19 protein-coding genes are annotated in these 20,544 nt (G+C 71.9%); 2 read left to right on the top strand and 17 right to left on the bottom strand.

The genetic code is table 11. The features are described 5' to 3' along the window. Positions 1-34: 34 nt before the first annotated feature. The 10 genes from lepB (IEJ02_RS38715) to proS form a co-directional block, all read right to left on the bottom strand. Positions 35-832, bottom strand: coding sequence for a signal peptidase I (lepB, locus tag IEJ02_RS38715; RefSeq protein WP_191069071.1), 798 nt, complete (start codon positions 830-832; stop codon positions 35-37). An 82-nt stretch (positions 833-914) separates the two neighbouring features. Further along, on the bottom strand, positions 915-2,108 hold the full coding sequence (lepB, locus tag IEJ02_RS38720) for a signal peptidase I (RefSeq protein WP_191069072.1): 1,194 nt from the start codon (positions 2,106-2,108) through the stop codon (positions 915-917). Continuing rightward, entirely contained in the window at positions 2,101-2,952 is an 852-nt protein-coding gene (lepB, locus tag IEJ02_RS38725) for a signal peptidase I (protein ID WP_191069073.1), read from the bottom strand. Before lepB (IEJ02_RS38725) ends, lepB (IEJ02_RS38720) begins: the two co-directional genes overlap by 8 nt. Positions 2,953-3,035: 83 nt before the next feature. Then, on the bottom strand, positions 3,036-3,386 hold the full coding sequence (gene rplS / locus IEJ02_RS38730; protein ID WP_030834224.1) for a 50S ribosomal protein L19: 351 nt from the start codon (positions 3,384-3,386) through the stop codon (positions 3,036-3,038). A gap of 133 nt (positions 3,387-3,519) precedes the next feature. Then, positions 3,520-4,374: a tRNA (guanosine(37)-N1)-methyltransferase TrmD gene (gene trmD, locus IEJ02_RS38735; RefSeq protein WP_191069074.1), complete on the bottom strand. Its 855-nt coding sequence runs from the start codon at positions 4,372-4,374 to the stop codon at positions 3,520-3,522. Then, positions 4,371-5,060, bottom strand: coding sequence for a ribosome maturation factor RimM (rimM, locus tag IEJ02_RS38740; RefSeq protein ID WP_191069075.1), 690 nt, complete (start codon positions 5,058-5,060; stop codon positions 4,371-4,373). The genes trmD and rimM overlap by 4 nt, the downstream gene beginning before the upstream one ends. Positions 5,061-5,141: 81 nt before the next feature. After that, positions 5,142-5,381, bottom strand: a complete 240-nt coding sequence (locus IEJ02_RS38745; protein ID WP_005311361.1) for an RNA-binding protein — start codon at positions 5,379-5,381, stop codon at positions 5,142-5,144. A 2-nt stretch (positions 5,382-5,383) separates the two neighbouring features. Further along, complete coding sequence (gene rpsP, locus IEJ02_RS38750; protein WP_037948612.1) at positions 5,384-5,827, bottom strand: 30S ribosomal protein S16; 444 nt, start codon at positions 5,825-5,827, stop codon at positions 5,384-5,386. Between the two features lie 155 nt (positions 5,828-5,982). Beyond that, complete coding sequence (locus IEJ02_RS38755) at positions 5,983-6,576, bottom strand: hypothetical protein (protein WP_137979763.1); 594 nt, start codon at positions 6,574-6,576, stop codon at positions 5,983-5,985. Positions 6,577-6,773: 197 nt separating this feature from the next. Continuing rightward, on the bottom strand, positions 6,774-8,189 hold the full coding sequence (gene proS / locus IEJ02_RS38760) for a proline--tRNA ligase (protein WP_137979762.1): 1,416 nt from the start codon (positions 8,187-8,189) through the stop codon (positions 6,774-6,776). Between the two features lie 319 nt (positions 8,190-8,508). Here proS and IEJ02_RS38765 point away from each other — a divergent pair, with 319 nt between their 5' ends. After that, positions 8,509-9,411, top strand: a complete 903-nt coding sequence (locus tag IEJ02_RS38765) for a methyltransferase domain-containing protein (protein WP_191069076.1) — start codon at positions 8,509-8,511, stop codon at positions 9,409-9,411. Positions 9,412-9,508: 97 nt separating this feature from the next. On the opposite strand, the gene ffh is transcribed toward IEJ02_RS38765, so the two are convergent. The 5 genes from ffh to nsdA all read right to left on the bottom strand — a co-directional run bounded on the left by ffh (position 9,509) and on the right by nsdA (position 17,357). Next, positions 9,509-11,056: a signal recognition particle protein gene (ffh, locus tag IEJ02_RS38770; protein ID WP_191069077.1), complete on the bottom strand. Its 1,548-nt coding sequence runs from the start codon at positions 11,054-11,056 to the stop codon at positions 9,509-9,511. A 322-nt stretch (positions 11,057-11,378) separates the two neighbouring features. After that, the gene (locus IEJ02_RS38775) at positions 11,379-13,967 is read right to left on the bottom strand and encodes a [protein-PII] uridylyltransferase (protein ID WP_191069078.1); all 2,589 of its coding nucleotides are present in this window, start codon (positions 13,965-13,967) and stop codon (positions 11,379-11,381) included. Between the two features lie 40 nt (positions 13,968-14,007). Then, positions 14,008-14,346 carry a P-II family nitrogen regulator gene (locus IEJ02_RS38780; protein ID WP_014055184.1) on the bottom strand — a complete coding sequence of 113 codons (339 nt, stop codon included), beginning with the start codon at positions 14,344-14,346 and terminating at the stop codon, positions 14,008-14,010. After that, positions 14,343-15,635 carry an ammonium transporter gene (locus tag IEJ02_RS38785; protein ID WP_191069079.1) on the bottom strand — a complete coding sequence of 431 codons (1,293 nt, stop codon included), beginning with the start codon at positions 15,633-15,635 and terminating at the stop codon, positions 14,343-14,345. The genes IEJ02_RS38780 and IEJ02_RS38785 overlap by 4 nt, the downstream gene beginning before the upstream one ends. A gap of 207 nt (positions 15,636-15,842) precedes the next feature. After that, entirely contained in the window at positions 15,843-17,357 is a 1,515-nt protein-coding gene (gene nsdA, locus IEJ02_RS38790; RefSeq protein ID WP_191069080.1) for a transcriptional repressor NsdA, read from the bottom strand. Between the two features lie 451 nt (positions 17,358-17,808). Here nsdA and IEJ02_RS38795 point away from each other — a divergent pair, with 451 nt between their 5' ends. Beyond that, complete coding sequence (locus IEJ02_RS38795) at positions 17,809-18,480, top strand: bifunctional DNA primase/polymerase (RefSeq protein ID WP_191069081.1); 672 nt, start codon at positions 17,809-17,811, stop codon at positions 18,478-18,480. 120 nt (positions 18,481-18,600) lie between these two features. On the opposite strand, the gene ftsY is transcribed toward IEJ02_RS38795, so the two are convergent. Next, positions 18,601-19,818 carry a signal recognition particle-docking protein FtsY gene (gene ftsY / locus IEJ02_RS38800; RefSeq protein ID WP_191069082.1) on the bottom strand — a complete coding sequence of 406 codons (1,218 nt, stop codon included), beginning with the start codon at positions 19,816-19,818 and terminating at the stop codon, positions 18,601-18,603. A 35-nt stretch (positions 19,819-19,853) separates the two neighbouring features. Continuing rightward, positions 19,854-20,504, bottom strand: a complete 651-nt coding sequence (locus IEJ02_RS38805; RefSeq protein WP_191069083.1) for a response regulator — start codon at positions 20,502-20,504, stop codon at positions 19,854-19,856. Positions 20,505-20,544 lie beyond the last annotated feature (40 nt).

Below are 20,544 nucleotides of genomic sequence, written 5' to 3' on the forward strand. Positions count from 1 at the left end.
CGGAACCGCACCTTACCCGGCGGTACGGGCCCCGTCAGCAGTCGGCGGTCAACCGCTCCGGCCGGCTCTCGGCCTCCGCTCGGACCTTGGCGGTCAGTCGGCGGCGGCGCCACAGGACGATCGGCACCGCACCGGCGAATCCCAGGGCCGAGGGGGCCATCGCGGCGGCCGCGCTCAGACCCGGCTGGTCGAAGGTGCTCGGCACCGGCAGGGTGGTCCAGCGGTTGATCGGCCAGGCGATGACGATCGCGCGCCCGACGACATCGTCCACCGAGACCGTGCCGTTGTGCAGGTTCTGGTGGTAGCGGGAGTCCAGCGAGTCCTGACGGTGGTCGCCCATCACCCAGATCCGGCCCTCGGGCACCTTGATCGGGCCGAACGGCTTCTCGTCGCAGGGGGTGTTCCCGGGAAAGATGTACGGCTCGTCCAGCGGCTTGCCGTTGACCATCACCTTGCCGCCGCGCTTGCAGGAGACGGTGTCCCCACCGACCGCGATGACCCGCTTGATCAGGTCCTTCTCCTCCGCCGACGGCATCAGCCCGATGAAGCTGAGTGCCTTCTGGATGCCCTCGGCGACCGGGCCGGAGCTCTTGGTCTGCGACTCGCCGAGCCAGCCGCCCGGGTCGTGGAAGACGACCACCTCGCCGCGCTCCGGCTCGGAGCCGAACCACGGGGTGAGCTTGTCCACCAGCACCCGGTCGCCCCGCTGCAGGGTGTCCTGCATCGAGTCGGACGGGATCGAGAACGCCTGCACCAGGAAGGTCTTGATCAGCAGCGCCAGAGCCAGTGCGATGATGACCAGGATCGGCAGCTCCTTCCAGAAGGAGCGCACCTTCTTGGGCTTGCCGAGCTTCCCGGGTCCGCCGGGCTTCCCGGGGCCCGGCTTCGACGCCCCGTCCCCGGGCCCGGACGGATCAGCGGCGCCGGGACCGTCCTGGGGATCGGAGGGTTCCGGCCCGCCATCGGATCCGTGTGGGTCCGACGCCCCGGGCGCGGCAGCCGCCCCGTTCGTGGGTGCACCGGCTTCGGGCGCCTCGTCCGCCCCGTTCGTGGGGTGCTCCGCCCCCGTCCCGGGCTGCCTCTCGGGCTCTTCGTGACCGGATCGTGCGCCGACCGCCAAATCCCCCACATCCACTCCTCACGCCTGACTGCCGCCTGCCCCACGAACGGCGCAGGATCACCACTCCCATAACGAGCGGGAGTTCCGCAGGGGTCGGGAGCTGGACCATTCCTTGCTGATCCATGGGGGACAGCCTATGTGCCGAGCCTTCGGCCTGTGTCGCCCCACTCGGCGCGTCCTTCACCGAGGCGTAGGTGCCCGGTTCCTCGAGCCGCCGCATGTGCCCGAACGGCCACGCGATCACCACGGCGCGGCCGACCACCATGTTGTCCGGCACCGTGCCCTGGTACGGCTCGTCCAGATGGACCCGGGAGTCCGCCGAGTTGGACCGGTGATCCCCCATCACGAACATCCGCCCCTGAGGGACCGTCACCTTGAACTGCTTCTGCGACGGCGGGTTCCCCGGGTGCAGATACGGTTCGTTCAGCGGCGTCCCGTTGACGGTGACCTTACCGTTCGTATCGCAGCACTCCACCGTGTCGCCGCCCACCGCGACCACCCGCTTGATCAGGTCCTGCTCGTCGGAGGACGGCAGCAGCCCGATGAAGGTCAGGAACTCCTTGCCCTGCTTGATGACCGGCGGGTCGTCCTTGGGCGGCTTCCGCTCGTCGTCCAGCCACCCGCCGGGGTCCTTGAACACCACCACGTCGCCGCGCTCCGGCTTCGAGCCGAACCACGGGGTGAACTTGTCCACCAGCACCCGGTCGCCGATCCGGATGGTCTGCTCCATCGAGCCGGACGGAATGACGAACGCCTGCACCAGGAAGGTCTTCAGGACGAGCGCGATCACCAGCGCCACGCCCACCAGGATCGGTATCTCCTTGACGGCCGAACGGCGCCGCCTGCGCTTGATACGCCGCTGGATCCTGCGCCGCTCCGCGCGCCCGCCCACCCGGCGCTCGCCCGGCGGACGGGGAGTGCCCACGTCGACGCCGACGGGCGGAACGGCCTGGCGCGCCCTGGCACGAGGACGCCCGCGCCTACCCATGGGCACCACCGGGGGCACCGGACGGTATGCGGCCGGGCGCCGCGGGCACGCTCGTGAAGGCGTCCGTCCGGGGTACGCCGGACCAGCGGCCGAACGGCCAGCCGATCCATTCGGCACGGCCGATCACCTTGTCGACGGGGACCGTGCCCCCGCCCGGGGCGCCCAGATAGTCGCGCGAGTCCCGGGAGGCGTCGCGGTGGTCGCCCATCACCCACAGCCGTCCCTCGGGCACGACGATGTCGAAGCGCACCCGCGAGGGCCTGTCCCCGGGGTGCAGATAGCGCTCGTCCACCGGCTGACCGTTCACCTCGATCCTCCCCCGCTCGTCGCAGCAGGTGACCCGGTCACCACCGATGCCCACCACGCGCTTGACGTAGTCGGACTCGGCCGGTTCGGCCAGCCCGACCGCCGCGGCCGCCTTGCGCAGCAGACCCGTCACCGGATTCCCGGACGGCTCCTCCTCGCCGAAGGAACCGGCTCCGTCGAAGACGACAACGTCGCCGCGGCGCGGATCGTCCCCGAATCGATAGGCGAGCTTGTTCACCAGCACCCGGTCCCCGCGGCGGAGGGTGCTCTCCATGGAACCGCTCGGGATCAGGAACGGCTGCACCACAAAGCCGCTCACCAGCAGCACGAGGGCGGCACACGCGGTCGCGAGCAGCGCCGCCCGCCGCCGGCGCCCGCCACCGGCCGGCCGGCCCCCACGCAGCCATTGCGGCAGCCGCCCGGCGGACGGGGGCTGCCCGGCCCGCGCGGGGGCACGCGAAGAGCGCGACCGCCCCTCGTGCTCCTTCTCGGAGCCCGGGGAGCGGTCGCGCTCCGCGAGCTGTCCTTCGGTGTTCATCGGGCCAGAGCCTATCCGGCCCGGCCGGATGATCCGGCGGTAGCTCAGTAGTCGCGCAAAATCGCCGCGATCCAGCCGCGAGCTCAGTTCTCGCGCTTCTCCTTGATCTTGGCGGCCTTGCCGCGGAGGTCGCGCAGGTAGTACAGCTTCGCCCGGCGCACATCACCGCGGGTGACGACCTCGATCTTCTCGACGATCGGGGTGTGCACCGGGAAGGTGCGCTCCACGCCGACGCTGAAGCTCACCTTGCGGACGGTGAAGGTCTCGCGGACACCGGAGCCCTGGCGGCGGATGACGACGCCCTTGAACTGCTGGACACGGGAGCGGTTGCCCTCGATGACGCGGACGTGGACGTTGACCGTGTCGCCGGGGCGGAAGGTCGGGATGTCGCTGCGCAGCGACGCGGAGTCGACGGTGTCGAGCAGGTGAGACATGATCGTCTGCTTTCCTCGCCGATGCCACAGGTCATCAGCGGAATATCGGATGATGATTCGGAGTGCCGCCCTCATCGGGTGGGCGTCGGTCCCCCTGTGGCAGGGGCGCACAACCCGGACGTACGGCAGCGACCTATTCTTCCACGGGCCGGTCCGGCCGCCCAAATCGGGCCCCACCGGTCGCCCCGCTGGTCGCCCCGCCGGTCCCGGGCAACTCCTCCCAGCCCAGCTCGGCCAGGAGCGCGCGGTCGTGCTTGTCGAGCGTCGCCGGGTCGCAGCGCTCGATCAGATCGGGCCGGTTCTCGCTGGTACGCCGGAACGCCTCGTCCCGGCGCCAGCGGGCGATCCTGCCGTGGTGGCCGCTGACCAGCACCTCCGGGATGGAGCGGCCGCGCCACTCGGGGGGCTTGGTGTAGACGGGTCCCTCCAGGAGGTCGGCCATCGCGCCGGGGGCGAAGGAGTCGTCACGGTGCGACTCGGCGTTGCCCAGCACCCCCGGCAGCAGCCGGGCCACCGCCTCGGTGATCACCAGCACCGCGGCCTCGCCGCCGGCCAGGACGTAGTCGCCGATCGAGACCTCGTGGACCTCCAGCCGCTCGCCGTACTCCTCGATCACCCGGCGGTCGATGCCCTCGTAGCGGGCGGGCGCGAAGACCAGCCAGGGGCGCTCGGCGAGCTCGACGGCGAGGGCCTGGGTGAACGGACGGCCGCTCGGGGTCGGCACGATCAGCGTGGGCTTGACCAGCCCCTCGGCCTCGCCCGACGCCATGATCGAGTCAAGCGCCTCGCCCCAGGGCTCGGGCTTCATCACCATGCCGGGGCCGCCGCCGTACGGGGTGTCGTCGACCGTGTTGTGCCGGTCGTGCGTCCAGGCGCGCAGATCGTGGACGCGCACGTCGAGTTGGCCGCGGGCGCGGGCCTTGCCGACCAGCGAGACGTTCAGCGGCTCCAGGTACTCGGGGAAGATCGTGACGACGTCGAGCCTCATGACGACTCATCCTCACGGCCGCCCGCGGTGCCGCCCTTACGGTCGCCCTCGGTCGCACCGCCGTCCGCGGCCTCGCCCTTACGGCTGCCCGCTGTCTCGCCCTTACGGCCGCCCTCGGTGCCGCCCTTACGGTTGCCCGCGGTCGCGTCCTCACGGCTGCCCGCGATCTCCGCCTCGGCCTCGTCGAGCAGGCCCGGCGGCGGGTCGATCACGGCGCGCTGCGCCTCCAGATCGATCTCCGGTACGACCTCGGAGACGAACGGGATCATCACCTCACCCCCGTCGGGGCGCTTCACGATCAGCAGGTCCTGGTACGGCAGATGGGAGATCTCGGAGATCCGCCCGACCTCCGTGCCGTCCACGGTGACCACGTCGAGGTCGATCAGCTGATGGTCGTAGAACTCCTCGGGGTCCTCGGGAAGCTCCTCCGGGTCGACCTCGGCGATCAGCAGGGTGTTGCGCAGCGCCTCCGCTGCGTTGCGGTCGCGTACTCCCTCGAAGCGCAGCAGCAGCCGGCCGCTGTGCACCCGGCCGGACTCGATGGTCAGCGGCCCGGCCGAGGCGGGCTCGGTGGCCAGCACGGCGCCCGGGCCGAGCCGCAGCTCCGGCTCGTCCGTCCGCACCTCGACGGTGACCTCGCCCTTGATGCCATGGGCACGGCCGATCCGCGCGACAACCAACTGCACGATGCGATGTCCCTTCACACACACGGGCCGGGGACGGCCCAAAGCCCTCCCCGGCCCGTGCCGGTGCTCTTCTTGATCGCCTCAGCGGACCTGATCGACGTCGACGAGGTCGACGCGGATCCCACGGCCGCCGATGGCGCCCACGACGGTGCGCAGGGCGCGTGCGGTGCGGCCGTTACGGCCGATCACCTTGCCGAGGTCATCGGGGTGCACCCGGACCTCGAGCACCCGCCCGCGCCGCAGGTTGCGCGAGGCCACCTGTACGTCGTCGGGGTTGTCGACGATGCCCTTCACCAGGTGCTCGAGGGCCTCCTCGAGCATCCTCAGGCCTCGGTCGACGCGGTGGACTCAGCGGACTCGGCCGCCTCGTCCGACTTCTTGTCGGCCTTCTTCGCCTTCGGGGTGATCGCCTCACCCTTCGGCTCGTCACCGGCGTCCTTGGCGGCCGCCTCGAACAGCGCGCGCTTGTCGGCCTTCGGCTCGGCGACCTTCATCGGGGCCGGGGCGGGCAGACCCTTGAACTTCTGCCAGTCGCCGGTGACCTTCAGGATGGCCAGCACCGGCTCGGTCGGCTGCGCGCCGACCTTCAGCCAGTGCTGCACGCGCTCCGAGTCCACCTCGATGCGCGACGGGTTCTGCACCGGGTGGTACAGACCGATCTCCTCGATCGCCCGGCCGTCACGGCGGGTGCGGGAGTCGGCGACGACGATGCGGTAGTGAGGCGACCGGATCTTGCCCAGACGCTTCAGCTTGATCTTGACTGCCACGGGAGTGGTGTCTCCTGGTCTTGACGTGGTTGAGCACTGCGACGTGCCGCGTGGGGTTGCGGTACCCGAGTGCCCGATGGACGCGTCAGCCGGAGGAGAGAGGGGTCCTGGTCGGCTGTCGAGTACAGCAGACCATTCTGCCACACCGTGACAGGTCAGCCGACCGCGGCCACCGGCTCCGGAATGCGGAACGGCTTCCCGCATCCACCGCACACGATCGGCGCCTGGGCCAGCACCGACGGGACGACGCGGACATTGCGCCCGCAGTCGCACACCGCCTTGACCCGGACCCCGCCACCGGACGAGCCGTGCCGCGCGGCGGGCCCGCGGAAGGTGCGGGAGGTCTCGGCGGTGGTCGCCACGGTGTGCGCCTTGAGCGCGCGCTGGAGGCGGTCGATCGTCGTCCGGTACCGCTTTCTCGCCTCGGGGCTGAGGGTGACCAGCGAGAAGCCGCTGCTGGGATGCGGCTCCTCGGGGTGGTCGAGCCCCAGCTCCTCGGCGATCGCCAGGAACCGGCGGTTGTGGTAGCGGCCGGCGCGTGAGGTGTCACGGACACCGCGGGCAGCGGCGATCCCATGCACTGCCTCATGCAGCAGCCGTTCGAAGGAGAGCTCGGCGCCACATGCGGACGACGATTCTCCGATCAGCGATTCGGGCGCGGCGAGATCCGGCAGCTCGGGGTGGTGCCGTTGAATATCGGCCCACGCCTGCGCCAGCTCTGCGGCGAGAACAGGTGGTGTCGTGCTCACGTCGTGCTAACGAGCGGGACGGGTCCGGTGTTCCGATTCCGGGGCATCCCAAATAATTTGCACGTACCAGTCAGTTCACGGTGATGTACGACGACGAGGGGCGGGTGCGTAAATGTATGGACGAGCCACGCACCGTGCACCAAGCCGGTACGTACCGGTTCAGTAGGCCCTCGGGACGGACGTCAGCCCTCGCGAGGTCAGTAGGCTCTCGCGACGAACGCGACGTTACCGGGAGCGTCGTCGGCGTCCGGTACCGCCCCGTCCGCGGTGACCAGACACCGCACGGACACCGACCGCTCGGCGAGCGCCGCCTCGCCCTCCGGCCCCAGGTCCGCCCACCGGATGCGGGCCCAGCCGCCCGCGGCCGCGGCCTCGGCCGCCTCCTCCATGGTGGTCACGTCCGTGGTGCGCGCCTTACGGCGCTCACGGGCCTGCCGTAGCAGCAGCGCCTGGTCCTCCTCCAGGACCTTGGGCAGCAGCTCCGGCAGCAGCTCGGCGCGCACCGGCTCCTTGCCGCCGGGGATCCGCCTGGCCACCATCGCGGTGCCGCCCTCCAGGTCGCGCGGGCCCACCTCGACCCGGACCGGCACGCCCTTGAGCTCCCAGTCGACCGCGCGCCGGCCGAAGGGGGTGTCCGTACGGTCGTCGACATGGACCCGCACGCCCGCCGCGGTGAGCAGCTCGCCGATCTCGCGGACCTTGGCGAGCACCGCGTCGTCGCCCTTGATCGCCAGCACCACGACCTGGATCGGGGCCAGTCGCGGCGGGATCCGCAGGCCGTTGTCGTCGCCGTGCATCATCACCAGCGCGCCGACCATCCGGGTCGTGCTGCCCCAGGAGGTCTGCCAGACCAGCTCCTGCTCGCCGTCCTTGGACAGATAGCTGGTGTGGAAGGCCCGGGCGAAGTTCTGGCCCAGCTCATGGCTGGTGCCCAGCTGGAGCGCCTTGCCGTCGCCCATCATCCCTTCGAGGGTGAGGGTGTTGAGGGCGCCGGCGAACCGCTCCCGGGCGGTCTTGCGGCCCAGGACCACGTCCATCGCCAGGACGTCCTCCATGAACCGGGCGTAGACCTCGCGGTGGATCCGGGCGGCGAAGTCCCGGGCGTCCTCGTACGACGCGTGCGCGGTGTGGCCCTCCTGCCACAGGAACTCGGTCGTCCGCAGAAACAGCCGCGGCCGCAGTTCCCAACGCACCACATTGGCCCACTGGTTGATCAGCAGCGGCAGATCGCGGTAGCTCTGCACCCACTTGGAGAAGTACTCGTTGACGATCGTCTCGGAGGTGGGCCGGACGACCACCGGCTCCTCGAGCTCCTTACCGCCGCCATGGGTGACGACCGCGAGCTCCGGCGCGAACCCCTCGACGTGATCGGCCTCCTTGGCCAGATACGACTGCGGGATGAAGAGCGGGAAGTACGCGTTCTGGACGCCGACCGCCTTGATGCGGGCGTCCATGTCCTGCTGCATCCGCTCCCACAGCCCGTACCCGTACGGTCGGATCACCATCGTGCCGCGCACCGGGCCGTTGTCGGCCAGTTCGGCCTTGTTGATCACGTCCTGGTACCAGCGGGGGAAGTCCTCCGCCTGGGGGGTGAGCACGGGAGCCTTAGCCATGGCGCCGATCGTACGGCCCGGGGGTACGGAACCGTGAATCGGACCGAAACGAGCCGATCAGTGCCGGCCATCGCCCGCGCCACGCCCGCGGCCGCCCGGCGGCCCGGCGGAGGTCAGGGGGCGGTTCCGGGAGCGAGGCGTACGCACAGGTGTGCGGGGGCGCACAAAGGGGGCACGCAAGCACGGCCGTGAAACCTCTGGACGCGGGGACGGATGCGGAGTTCCCTGGCATTTGGGGGTGGGACGTCACAACGCACGACGGGGGATGTGACACCGAATCTGACGACGGCACTGCTCTTCGCTGATTGGGGCCCTTTCGATGACATCTACGCTCGTACGGCGGCACCGCCCGCGCCCCTCCTCCTCGTGGACGACGGACGCGCACGCTCGCACCCGCGACTGGGCGGAGATCCAGGAGCGGATGCTGGTCCCGCTGTACGAGGCCGTGTACGAACGGCTGGACGTCGGCGCCGGGACGCGACTGCTGGGCCTGGGCTGCGGCTCCGGGCTCGCCCTCCTCATCGCGGCCGCGCGCGGCGCCGCGGTCTGCGGGGTGGACACGGACGAGCGGCGCCTGGACCTCGCACGGGAGCGGCTGACCGCCGCGGGCGCGCCGGACGGCCGGGCGCGGCCCGCCCGGCTCGGCCTCGGCGGCCCGGAGAGCCCCTGCGTGCGGGAGGCCGCGACGGACGCGGCCTTCACGGTGGTGACCGCCTTCGAGCCGCTGTCGGCCCTGGGCGCGGGCAGCCCCGGTGCGACGGTGTCCGCCGCGGCGTCCGCGCTCGCGGCCGCCGCGGCCGACACCGAGCGCGACGGGGCCGTGGTGCTTGCCGGATGGGGCCCACCGGAGCGCTGCGCCACCTCCGACGTGCTGCGGGTGGGCGCCCGGCTGGCCGATCCCATGTGCGCCCCCGGCTACCGCCGGGAGGTGCCCCCTCCCACGCGCTGGCGGCCGTGCGGCCGCGACGACCTGGAGGAGCTGGCCGCGCGGGCGGGCCTGCGACCCGACGGCTCGGGGCGGGTGGCCTGCCCGTTCGGGTACGCCGACATGGACAGCGCGGTGCGCGGGCTGCTGTCGACGAGGCTGTTCGACGCGGCGGAGCGGGCCACGGATCCGACCCAGGTCCGTAAGGAGATCACCGAGGCGCTGCATCCGCACCAGCGGGCGGACGGCACGGTGTGGATGCCGAACGTCTTCCGTTATTTGATCTGCCGCGCCTGAACGGGGCCGTCAGGTAAGGCCCCTGGCGGTGTGCGCAGGGGCCTTACGGTTCGTTCGTACGGGGCGGCTTGGGGGCCGGGGCGGGAGCCTGGGTGGCTCAGCCCATGAACTTCTTGAATTCGTCGGGGAGTTCGAAGTCCTGTCCGCCCTGGCCGCCGCCCGGCAGTCCGAACGCGCCGCCCTGCTCGCGGCGCGCCGCGGCGGCCTGCTCCTCGGCCTTGCGCTTCATGGGGTTGCCCGAGCGCTGCTTGCCCTTGGCCTTCTTCTGCTGCTTGCCCTTGCGCTTGTTGCCGCCGCCCATGCCTGGCATGCCCGGCATCCCGGGCATCCCCGGCATGCCGCCCTGGGCCATCTTCGACATCATCTTGCGCGCGTCGAAGAACCGCTCCACCAGGTTCTTGACCGCGCTCACCTCGACGCCGGAGCCGCGGGCGATACGAGCGCGGCGCGAGCCGTTGATGATCGTGGGGTCCTGGCGCTCGCCGGGGGTCATCGACTTGATGATGGCCGCGGTGCGGTCGACATCCCGCTCGTCCAGGTTGTTGATCTGGTCCTTCATCTGGCCCATGCCCGGCAGCATGCCGAGCAACTTGGAGATGGAGCCCATCTTGCGGACCTGCTCCATCTGCGCCAGGAAGTCGTCGAGCGTGAACTCCTTGGGGCCCTTCGCCAGCTTGGCCGCCATCTTCTCGGCCTCTTGCTGGCTGAAGGTCTGCTCGGCCTTCTCGATCAGGCTGAGCATGTCGCCCATGCCGAGGATGCGGGACGCCATGCGGTCCGGGTGGAACGCGTCGAAGTCGTCCAGCTTCTCGCCGTTGGAGGCGAACATGATCTGACGGCCGGTGACGTGCGCGATGGACAGCGCGGCACCGCCGCGCGCGTCGCCGTCGAGCTTGGAGAGCACCACACCGTCGAAGCCGACGCCGTCGCGGAACGCCTCCGCGGTGTTCACCGCGTCCTGGCCGATCATCGCGTCGACGACGAAGAGGACCTCGTCCGGGCGGACCGCGTCGCGGATGTCGGCGGCCTGCCGCATCAGCTCCTCGTCGATGCCGAGGCGGCCCGCGGTGTCGACGATCACGACGTCGTGCTGCTTGGTCCGGGCGAACTCGATCGAGTCCTGCGCCACCTTCACCGGGTCGCCGACGCCGTTGCCCGGCTCGGGGGCGAAGACGGCGACACCGGCCCGCTCCGCGACCACCGAGAGCTGGTTGACGGCGTTGGGGCGCTGGAGGTCACAGGCGACGAGCAGCGGGGTGTGGCCCTGGGCGTTCAGCCAGCGGCCGAGCTTTCCGGCGAGCGTGGTCTTACCGGCGCCCTGCAGACCCGCGAGCATGATCACGGTCGGCGGCTGCTTGGCGAAGCGGAGGCGCCGGGCGTCGCCGCCGAGGATGCCGATGAGCTCCTCGTTGACGATCTTGATGACCTGCTGGGCGGGGTTGAGCGCCTGGGAGACCTCCGCGCCGAGGCTGCGCTCCTTGACCTGCTTGATGAACGCCCGGACGACGGGCAGCGCCACGTCGGCTTCGAGCAGGGCGATCCGGATCTCGCGTGCCGTGGCGTCGATGTCCGCCTCGCTGAGGCGTCCCTTGCCCCGGAGGTTCTTGAAAGTCGCTGCGAGGCGATCGGAGAGGGTATCGAACACGGTGGTCGCGAATCCTTCGGTCGGATGTCGGGTCGGTGGTCGGCCTCCAAGGGTATCCGCCCGTCGTGCGAACGGTCTGCCCCCGGGTTTGCGACGCGACGCTCGTTCCGGGGGCTCCGCCCCCGTGCCCCCGCCGGGGCTCCGCCCCGGACCCCGCTCCTCAAGCGCCGGAGGGGCTGGGAGGGGGGCCGATCCGCCCCCACGGGCGACGGCGACCCGAGCAAGGCTCAGACCCTCCCCGACCCACTCCTCAAACGCCGGAGGGGCTGAACACGGACCCCGCTCCCCAAACGCCGGAGGGGCTGGACATGAGCCCCGCTCGTCAAGGGTCGGAGGGGCTGGGAGGGGGCGGGCTGGTCAGTGCTCGCTCGACGTTTTGGGCCACCTCGGCCGCGTGCATGGGTTTCAGGGGGGCGCCTGAGTCGTCTGTGACATAGAACGCGTCCACCGCGTTGGCGCCGAGGGTGGAGACGTGGGCGCTGCGGACCGCGACGCCGGCGTGTTCCAGGGCGCGGCCGATGCGGTGCAGCAGGCCGGGGGCGTCCTGGGCGCGGACCTCGAGCACGGTGGCGAGCTGGGAGCTGCCGGGGGCGACCGTGACCCGGGGTGGTGGGGCGTGCACCCCGCGGCGGCGCGGGTACTTGCGGTAGGCGGCCTCGCGCTCGGCGAGGCGGGCGACGATGTCGAGCGAGCCGTCCAAGGCGCGGAGCAGGTCGTTCCGGAGCCGGGCGGCCTGCGGCAGCGAACCGTACTCGGCCGCCACCCGCCAGCTCAGCAGCAACACCCCGCCCACGGCGCCCGCCGCGTCCAGCTCGGACGGCAGCGCGACGGCGCGCAGGTCCGCCGCGCGCACCGTAAGGCGGTGCAGGGCCAGGACGCCGGCCGCCGTGGCGAGGACGCCGGGCTGGTCGGGGACGGCGATGAGGAGCTCCACGCCGATCGGCTCGGGGCCGGTGGCCCCCTCCTCCGGCGGCGCTTCGGTGGCATCCGTAAGGAGGCCCGTTTCGCCCGGCGGCAGTGATTCGGAGCGTGCGTGCAGGGCCAGCACCGGGCCGCCGGTGCGCCATGCCTCGACCGCGAGGCGCTCCTGCTCGGCCGTGGTCTGCTGTGGGGTGGACCAGTCGTCCGCGGGTTCGCCCGCGAGCACCGCCGAGACCCGCTTGACCAGGTCGGCGACGAGGGAGCCGCGCCAGGCGCTCCAGGCCGCGGGGCCGGTGGCGAGGGCGTCGGCCTCGGTGAGGGCGTGCAGCAGTTCCAGCGTGGAGGCGCTGCCGACGGCCTCGGCGACCGAGCGCACCGTGGCCGGGTCGTCCAGGTCGCGCCGGGTGGCGGTCTCCACCAGCAGCAGATGGTGGCGCACGAGGGTGGCGAGGACCGCGACGTCCGCGCGGTCGAAGCCGATGCGGGCGGCGACGTCGCGGGCGATGGTTTCCCCGGCCACCGAGTGGTCGCCGGGCCAGCCCTTGCCGATGTCGTGCAGCAGCGCGGCGACCAGCAGCAGATCGGGGCGGCCGACCCGGCGGCTGAGGGCGCTGGCCCGGACCGCGGTCTCGACCAGGTGCCGGTCCACGGTCCAGCGGTGGACGGGGTTGCGCTGCGGACGGCAGCGCACCCGCTCCCAGTCCGGCAGCAGCCGGGTGATCAGCCCCTCGGCCTCCAGGGCCTCCCACACCCCGACGGTGGACTCGCCCGCGCCCAGCAGCGTGATCAGCTGCTCCCTGGCCTCGGGCGGCCACGGCACGGGCAGCGGCCGGGCGGCGGTCGTCAGCCGCCTTACGGCGTGCGGGGACAGCGGGAGTCCGGCCTGGGCGGCGGCCGCGGCGGCCCGCAGGGGGAGCACGGGGTCGCGGTCGGGGCGCGCGGCGCGGGCCAGCACCACCTCGCCGTCCTGCTCCACCACGCCCTCGGCGAGCGGGCTGCGCTCCCCCGCGTCCGCGCCGCCTCCGGCACCCCCGCGCCCGCCGCGCCCGCCGAGGAGGCCGCGCAGCCGGGGCCGGGCGGCCGAGCGGGCGCGCAGCACCCGTTCGACCTCGCGCCAGGTGACATCGGAGGCGTAGGAGATGATCCGGGCGGATTCGTAGATCTGGCGCAGCAGGGCGTCGGCGTCCAGCAGTCCGAGGACGCCCGCGACCTGGTCCTGCTCCTGGAGGGCGAGGCGGTCGGTGGCGCGGCCGGTGGACAGGTGGAGCGCGTCGCGGGCGTCCAGCAGCCGCCGCCGCGCCTCGTCGAGGCCCTCGCGGGGGGCGTCGGCGAGCCAGGAGGCGGCGATGGCGCGCAGCGCGGTGGCGTCGCGGAGCCCGCCGCGGGCCTCCTTCAGATCGGGTTCGAGCAGGAACTGGAGCTCTCCGTGGCGTTCGGCGCGCTCCTGGCACAGCGCGTGGAGCTCGGGCAGCCGCCGCGGGGCCTGGGCGCGCCAGTCGCCGAGGACGGCGGTGCGCAGATCGGCGGTGAGCGCGGCATCGCCCGCGATGTGGCGGGCGTCGAGCAGGCCGAGCTGGACCTTCAGGTCCTCGGCGGCGGTCCCGCGGGCCTCGTCGGGGGTGCGCACGGAGTGGTCGAGGGCGAGGCCCATGTCCCAGACCGGGTACCAGATGTGGTCGGCGAGCGCGGCGAGGGCCGAACGGTCGGCGGAGCCGTCGTGCAGCAGCAGCACATCGAGGTCGCTGCGCGGGGAGAGCTCGCCGCGTCCGTAGCCGCCGACGGCCACCAGGGCGACGCCCCGCTCGATCCCGGCGGTCTCCGCCCCGCCGGTGAGCAGCGTGGCCAGCCACTGGTCGGTGAGGTCGGCCAGGGCGGCGCGGCGCGGCGGCCCGGACCGCGACTCCTCCTGGAGGAGTCGCAGCCGCGCCGCCGCGTAGCCGCCGGGCCCCGAGTCGGCGGTGTGGGTCGTGGTCTCGAGGCTGTCCGTCAACTCGGCTCCCTGTCCGTGTGCCACTGGTGGTCCGGAGGGGTCAGAGGGCGTCCGGGCCGCGCTCCCCGGTGCGGACGCGGACCGCGGTCTCGACGGGGACGCTCCAGACCTTGCCGTCCCCGATCTTTCCGGTGCGGGCGGCCTTGACCACGACGTCGACGAGGTCGTCGGCGTCCTCGTCCTCGACCAGGACCTCTATGCGCACCTTGGGCACCAGGTCGACGGTGTACTCCGCGCCCCGGTAGACCTCGGTGTGGCCGCGCTGACGGCCGTAGCCGCTGGCCTCGGTGACGGTCAGGCCCTGGACGCCGAACGCCTGCAGCGCCTCCTTGATCTCGTCGAGCCGGTGCGGCTTCACTACTGCGGTGATGAGCTTCACGCGTCCACCTTCTTGTCGTGCGGCTTCTGCGGCGCGGACGCGCCGGACTGGCCCGCGGCGGGCACCGTACTACGGGGGGAGCCACCGACCGCGCTGAAGTCGTAGGCGGTCTCGGCGTGGAACGCCTGGTCGACGCCGCCGAGTTCGTCGTCCTCGCTGGCCCGGAAGCCGATGGTGACGTCGATGAGCTTGGCCAGGACCCAGGAGACGGCGAAGGAGTAGAGCAGTACCGTGAAGGCGCCGAGGGCCTGCTTGCCCAGCTGGCTCACGCCGCCGACGCCGTCGGTGGCCAGGACGCCGACCAGGAGGGTGCCGATGAGGCCGCCGACCAGGTGCACTCCGACCACGTCGAGCGAGTCGTCGAAGCCGAGCTTGTACTTGAGGCTGACGGCCCAGGAGCAGACCACGCCGGCCACCAGGCCGATCACGATGGCGCCCCAGGCGTTGACCGCCGCGCCCGAGGGGGTGATGGCGACCAGGCCCGCGACCGCGCCGGAGGCGGCGCCCAGGGTGGTGAACGCGCCGTGCCGGATGCGCTCGTAGGCGAGCCAGCCGAGCATGGCGACACCGGTGGCGATCTGGGTGTTGAAGGCCATGTTGGCGGCGGTCCCGTTGGCGGCGAGGGCGGAGCCGGCGTTGAAGCCGAACCAGCCGAACCACAGCAGACCCGAGCCGAGCATCACCAGCGGCAGGTTGTGCGGGCGCATCGGGTCCTTCTTGAAGCCGATGCGCTTGCCGACCACCAGGGCCACGGCGAGGCCCGCGGCGCCCGCGTTGATGTGGACCGCCGTACCGCCCGCGAAGTCGATGACCTCCTTCTTGAACAGCCAGCCGTCGGCCTGCCAGACCCAGTGCGCGACCGGGAAGTAGACGACCGTGGACCACACGGTGATGAAGAGCGTCCAGGCGCCGAACTTGACGCGGTCGGCGACGGCTCCGCTGATCAGCGCGGGGGTGATCACCGCGAACATCAGCTGGAAGAGCGCGAAGGCCAGGACCGGGATCGCGTCCGGCTTCTCGCCCCACAGCGAGGTCGGCTCGATGCCCTTGAAGCCGATGTGGTCGAGATTGCCCAGCAGCCCGCCGCCGACGTCATCGCCGAAGGTGAGCGAGTAGCCGAACAGCACCCACAGCAGCGAGACGACACCGAGCGAGATGAAGGACATCATCAGCATGTTCAGGGCGCTCTTCACCCGCACCATGCCGCCGTAGAAGAAGGCCAGGCCGGGGGTCATCAGCATCACGAGCGCGGCGCTGATCAAGACGAACGCTGTATTTGCGCCATTCAATGTGGACGTCTCCTCGAAACGACGGCCCGTGCGGGCAGGACATCGGTGGGCCGGTAATCGCCTCGAGGTTGGCGCAGCGCCGTTTCAGCCAATGCCGCTCGATGTTTCACCGCAGTGACGAAGGACGCCGGAGTGTTACGTGGCGGTGAACCGCGGTGGGCGGGCCGGAGCCCGCCGTTACCGTGTCGCGATCATCGCCGGGGCCGCTCAGACGGCCTGGCCGGGACCCGTCGTCTCGGGGGTGTCGGGCATCAGGGTGGCCAGCCGCTCACTGAGTTCGGTGATCGCCGGCACGTCGCCGAACTGGCGCACCGCCGTGTCCACGGTCTTGCGCAGCCGGTTGTTGACCCGCTCCGAGCGCACCCGCTTGGCGAGCGGCAGCGCCTCGTGGGCGGCCTCGGCGGCCTGCTCGGGCTCCTTCTGGAGGAGGTGGACGGTGGCCATGCCGATCAGGTTGAGCGCATACGAACGCTGGGGGCCGGACTCGTTCTCGGTCTCCTGGCCGAAGAGCCGCACGGCCTTGCGCATCACCGGGTCGGCCATCTTGGCGTAGGTGGGGCTGCGGCCGGCCACATAGGCGAGATCGCGGTAGGAGTGGGCGTTCTCCGCGTTGAGCTCGGCCTCGGAGAAGAAGCGGATCCAGTCCGGGTCGCCGTCGCCCCCGGCGCATTCGGCGAAGGTGTCCTCGGCCATCTTCACCGCGCGGTGGCACTTGCTGGGCTGGCCCATATTGGCGTAGGCGCGGGCCTCCATCGCATACAGCATGGCCTGGGTGCGCGGCGTGGCGTTCTCCCGGCTGCCGTACTGCGCGAGGTGGATCAGCTCCAGCGCGTCGTCGGGCCGCCCGACGTGGATCATCTGACGGCTCATGCTGGAGAGGACGTACGAGCCGAGGGGGCGGTCGCCGGACTCCTTGGCGGCGTGGAGGGCGAGCACGAAGTACTTCTGCGCGGTGGGCTGGAGCCCGATGTCATAGCTCATCCACCCGGCCAGCTGGGCGAGCTCGCCCGCGACCTTGAACAGCCGCCGGGAGACCGCGTCCGGATGCGGCTCCTGGAGCAGGTCGGTGACCTCGTGCAGCTGGCCGACCACCGCCTTGCGGCGCAGCCCGCCCCCGCACTGGGCGTCCCAGGCGCGGAACATCACGATGGTGGACTCCAGCAGCTCCAGCTCGGGCTCGGAGAGCCGGGAGACCCGGCGCGCGCGCCCGCCGTCGGCCGCCCGGGCGCCGCCGGGCTGCCCGCCCGTCGAGGGCACCAGCCAGCGCTGCATGGGCTCGATGAGGGCGGGGCCCGCGGACAGCGAGAGCGAGGTGCCGAGGAAGCCGCGGCGGGCCAGCATCAGATCGCTGCGGGAGAACTCGCCGATCAGCGCGACGGTTTCGGGCCCGGCCCAGGGAAGGTCCACTCCGGACACGGACGGTGACCGGTGGACGGCGCGCAGCCCGAGGTCCTCGATGCCGACCACACAGCCGAAGCGCTCGGAGAACAGCTCGGAGAGGATCTGCGGAATCGGCTCGCGGGGCTGCTCGCCGTCCAGCCAGCGGCGCACCCGCGAGGTGTCCGTGCTGATGTGATGGGCACCTAACTGCCGTGCTCTGCGGTTGACTTGGCGCGCCAGCTCCCCCTTCGACCAGCCGCTGCGCACGAACCACGACCCCAATTGCGCATTGGGGCGCTTCCCAGCACCGCCGCCGCCGTCGCCCACCCGGAACGCCCCCATCCCACGAATCTTCCCGGACCGCCACCAGAATGCCTTCTGTCACGGTCAGTTGTCCCCGGGATGCGGCGCATCAACCGTCCGGACGGGGAACCGCCTCATGCCAGTGGCATGTACCGATCCGTACTCCGCCCGCCGTCAGCTCGCATTCGAGCGAGCGCCGCTTCCAGGGACTGTGCACTGAAAGTAATCCTACGATCACGCCTCCGGCGAGGCAGTTCCCGAAAACGCCACCATTCGCCACCCCTTCGAATGAACCCGGTTGCCGTTTCCCACGATTCACTTGACACCGAGGTGACGGGAACAGGTGAAGGGGTGCACATGGGGGCGCGCGGGTCGCGTCTCACCACCTCCGTCACATCGGAGCGCACACCGCCGCACCTCATCCGGCGACGGAGCGTCATCGCGGCGCTCCGACTCGTAACCATCGAGAGCGGGACCCGTTGGAGGGGGCATGGGCTTCACGATCGGCGGCATCCGGGACATGCGGTCCGGCTCACGGCGCCGCGGCCGTACGTCCGAGTCCACGACGGTGGCGGAGTACACCGGTCTGTGGGGCTGGGACGTGGTGCCGGGCGCGCGGGCGGCACGGGGCTCGGGGGGCGGCAGAAACGAATGTTCATGCGGTGACCGGGCCTGCCCGTCCCCCGGCGCGCATCCGCTCGCCTTCGCCCCCGGCGTCCCGGCGGGCGCCACCCTGGACGCCGCCGCGGCCGCGTGGGAGCGGGTCCCCGGGGCGGCCGTACTGCTGCCCGTGGGCCGCTCGTTCGACGTCCTGGAGGTCTCGGAGTACGCGGGCGGACACGCGCTGGTCCGGCTGGAGCGGATGGGGCTGCCCCTCGGCCCGGTGGCCGCCACCCCGCACGGGCGCGCCCAGTTCTTCGTCGCCCCGGGCGCCGCCGCCGAACTGCCCGAGCTGCTGTACCGCATGGGGTGGGACGACGCCGACCTCGATCTGCGCTGCCTGGGCCCGGGCGACCACATCACCGCCCCGCCCTCGGACCTCGGCGGGCTGGGACCGGTCCGCTGGCTGCGCCCGCCGACCCTCGACACCGCGGGCCGCCCGCCGCACGCCCGGCTGGTGCTGGGGACGCTGGCCTATCTGAGCCACCGGGCCGGGGGCTGACCCCGCCGGGCTGCCGGGCCGCAGGGCCGCAGGGCCGCCCGTTACGCGAAACGCCGGACGGGCCGGGAATTCAACCCCGGCCCGTCCGGCACGCTACGGGTGATCCCCCCACCACCGGCCTCAGCCGCCGATCAGCGCGTCGACGAACGCCTCCGGCTCGAACGGCGCGAGATCGTCCGCGCCCTCGCCCAGGCCCACCAGCTTGACCGGGACGTTCAGCTCACGCTGGACCGCCACCACGATGCCGCCCTTGGCGGTGCCGTCCAGCTTGGTCAGCACGATGCCGGTGATGTCCACCACCTCGGCGAACACCCGCGCCTGCACCAGGCCGTTCTGCCCGGTCGTGGCGTCCAGGACCAGCAGCACCTCGTCCACCGCGCCGTGCTTCTCCACGACCCGCTTGACCTTGCCCAGCTCGTCCATCAGACCGGTCTTGGTGTGCAGCCGCCCGGCGGTGTCGATCAGGACGACATCCGCGCTCTCGGCGATGCCCTCCTTCACCGCGTCGAACGCGACCGACGCCGGATCCCCGGCCTCCGGCCCCCGGACCGTACGGGCACCGACCCGCTCGCCCCAGGTCTGCAGCTGATCGGCGGCGGCGGCACGGAAGGTGTCGGCCGCGCCGAGCACCACGGACTTGCCGTCGGCCACGAGCACCCGGGCCAGCTTGCCGGTCGTGGTCGTCTTACCGGTGCCATTGACGCCGACGACCATGACGACGCCCGGCTTCTCCTCACCGTTCGCGCCCACACCGCTCTCGGTGTGCACCGAACGGTCGGCCTCGGTGCCGATGAGGTGCAGCAGCTCCTCGCGCAGCAGACCGCGCAGCTCGTCGGGCGTACGGGTGCCGAGCACCTTCACCCGCTCCCGCAGCCGTTCGACCAGCTCCTGGGTCGGCGCCACACCGACGTCCGCGGTCAGCAGCGTGTCCTCGATCTCCTCCCAGGTCTCGTCGTCGAGGTGCTCCCGGGACAGCAGCGTCAGCAGCCCCTTGCCCAGGGTGTTCTGGGAGCGGGACAGCCGGGCGCGCAGCCGGACCAGCCGACCGGCCGTCGGCTCCGGGACCTCGACCGGCGGGACCTCGGGCGCGGGTGCCTCCGCGGTCGCGGCCGGGGCCTCGGCCCCCGGAAGATCCACCTCCTCGATGGTTCTGCGTGGTTCCTCACGCGGGGTTTCGGCCTCCTCACCGACGTGCGGTTCGGCGGGCGGCGCGGTGACGGTGGGGCTGCTCGGCGGGGGCGGGGGCAGCCGCTTCTTCTTGCGGCCGCTGATCACGAGCCCGCTGATCGCGGCGACCGCGACCACAGCGATGACTACGGCAAGGATGAGGTATTCCATAACGCCACCCAGTATCAGCCACGAGGCGGAGCGAGTCATTCGCCTCCCAGCCCGGCCTGCCGGGCGCGCACGATCGCCTGGGCTCGGTCGCGCACCTGGAGCTTGGCGAAGATCGATCCGACGTGATTGCGCACCGTCTTGTCCGTCACCACCAGCCGCTGGGCGATCTGGCGATAGCCGAGCCCGGCCGCGAGCAGATCCAGCACCTCGAGCTCCCGGGCGGTCAGCGTCGGGAACGCCTCCTTCGCGGACGCCGAGCCCGACGCGCCGACCAGCGCGCCGAGCCGCTCGGCCATCCGCGGGCTGAAGACCGCGCCGCCGCGCGCCACGGTGTGCAGCGCCCGCAGGATCTCGTCCCGGCCCGCGCCCTTGAGCAGATAGCCGCGGGCCCCGGCGCGCAGGGCGGCCAGCAGACTGTCGTCGTCCTCGGACATCGTCATGACCAGCACCCGGGTCTCGGGGTGGTCGCACAGAATCCGCCGGGTGGCCTCCAGCCCGGACCGGCCCGGCAGCGCGAGATCCATCATCACCAGATCCGGACCGGTGCGCACGGCCTCGGCCATCGCCCCGTCCGCGCAGGCAGCCTGGCCGACGACGGTGAACGCGTCATCGAGATTGACGGCGGCGGCCAGGCCCTCCCGGAAGAGGGGATGATCGTCCACCAGCAGTACCCGCCACTGCGACACGCTTCGCTCGCACCTTTCTTTTTTGAGGCTCGGTTCTCCC

Source organism: Streptomyces sp. 5-10 (genome assembly GCF_014712245.1).
Classification (GTDB): Bacteria; Actinomycetota; Actinomycetes; order Streptomycetales; family Streptomycetaceae; genus Streptomyces; species Streptomyces violaceusniger.

Coding starts and splice junctions, on each gene's coding strand:
- IEJ02_RS38795 (WP_191069081.1), top strand. CDS start 17,809: ATGGGCTTCACGATCGGCGGCATCCGGGACATGCGGTCCGGCTCACGG.
- rplS (WP_030834224.1), bottom strand. CDS start 3,386: ATGTCTCACCTGCTCGACACCGTCGACTCCGCGTCGCTGCGCAGCGAC.
- nsdA (WP_191069080.1), bottom strand. CDS start 17,357: ATGGGGGCGTTCCGGGTGGGCGACGGCGGCGGCGGTGCTGGGAAGCGC.
- IEJ02_RS38745 (WP_005311361.1), bottom strand. CDS start 5,381: ATGCTCGAGGAGGCCCTCGAGCACCTGGTGAAGGGCATCGTCGACAAC.
- trmD (WP_191069074.1), bottom strand. CDS start 4,374: ATGAGGCTCGACGTCGTCACGATCTTCCCCGAGTACCTGGAGCCGCTG.
- lepB (WP_191069072.1), bottom strand. CDS start 2,108: ATGGGTAGGCGCGGGCGTCCTCGTGCCAGGGCGCGCCAGGCCGTTCCG.
- IEJ02_RS38765 (WP_191069076.1), top strand. CDS start 8,509: ATGACATCTACGCTCGTACGGCGGCACCGCCCGCGCCCCTCCTCCTCG.
- lepB (WP_191069073.1), bottom strand. CDS start 2,952: ATGAACACCGAAGGACAGCTCGCGGAGCGCGACCGCTCCCCGGGCTCC.
- ftsY (WP_191069082.1), bottom strand. CDS start 19,818: ATGGAATACCTCATCCTTGCCGTAGTCATCGCTGTGGTCGCGGTCGCC.
- proS (WP_137979762.1), bottom strand. CDS start 8,189: ATGGCTAAGGCTCCCGTGCTCACCCCCCAGGCGGAGGACTTCCCCCGC.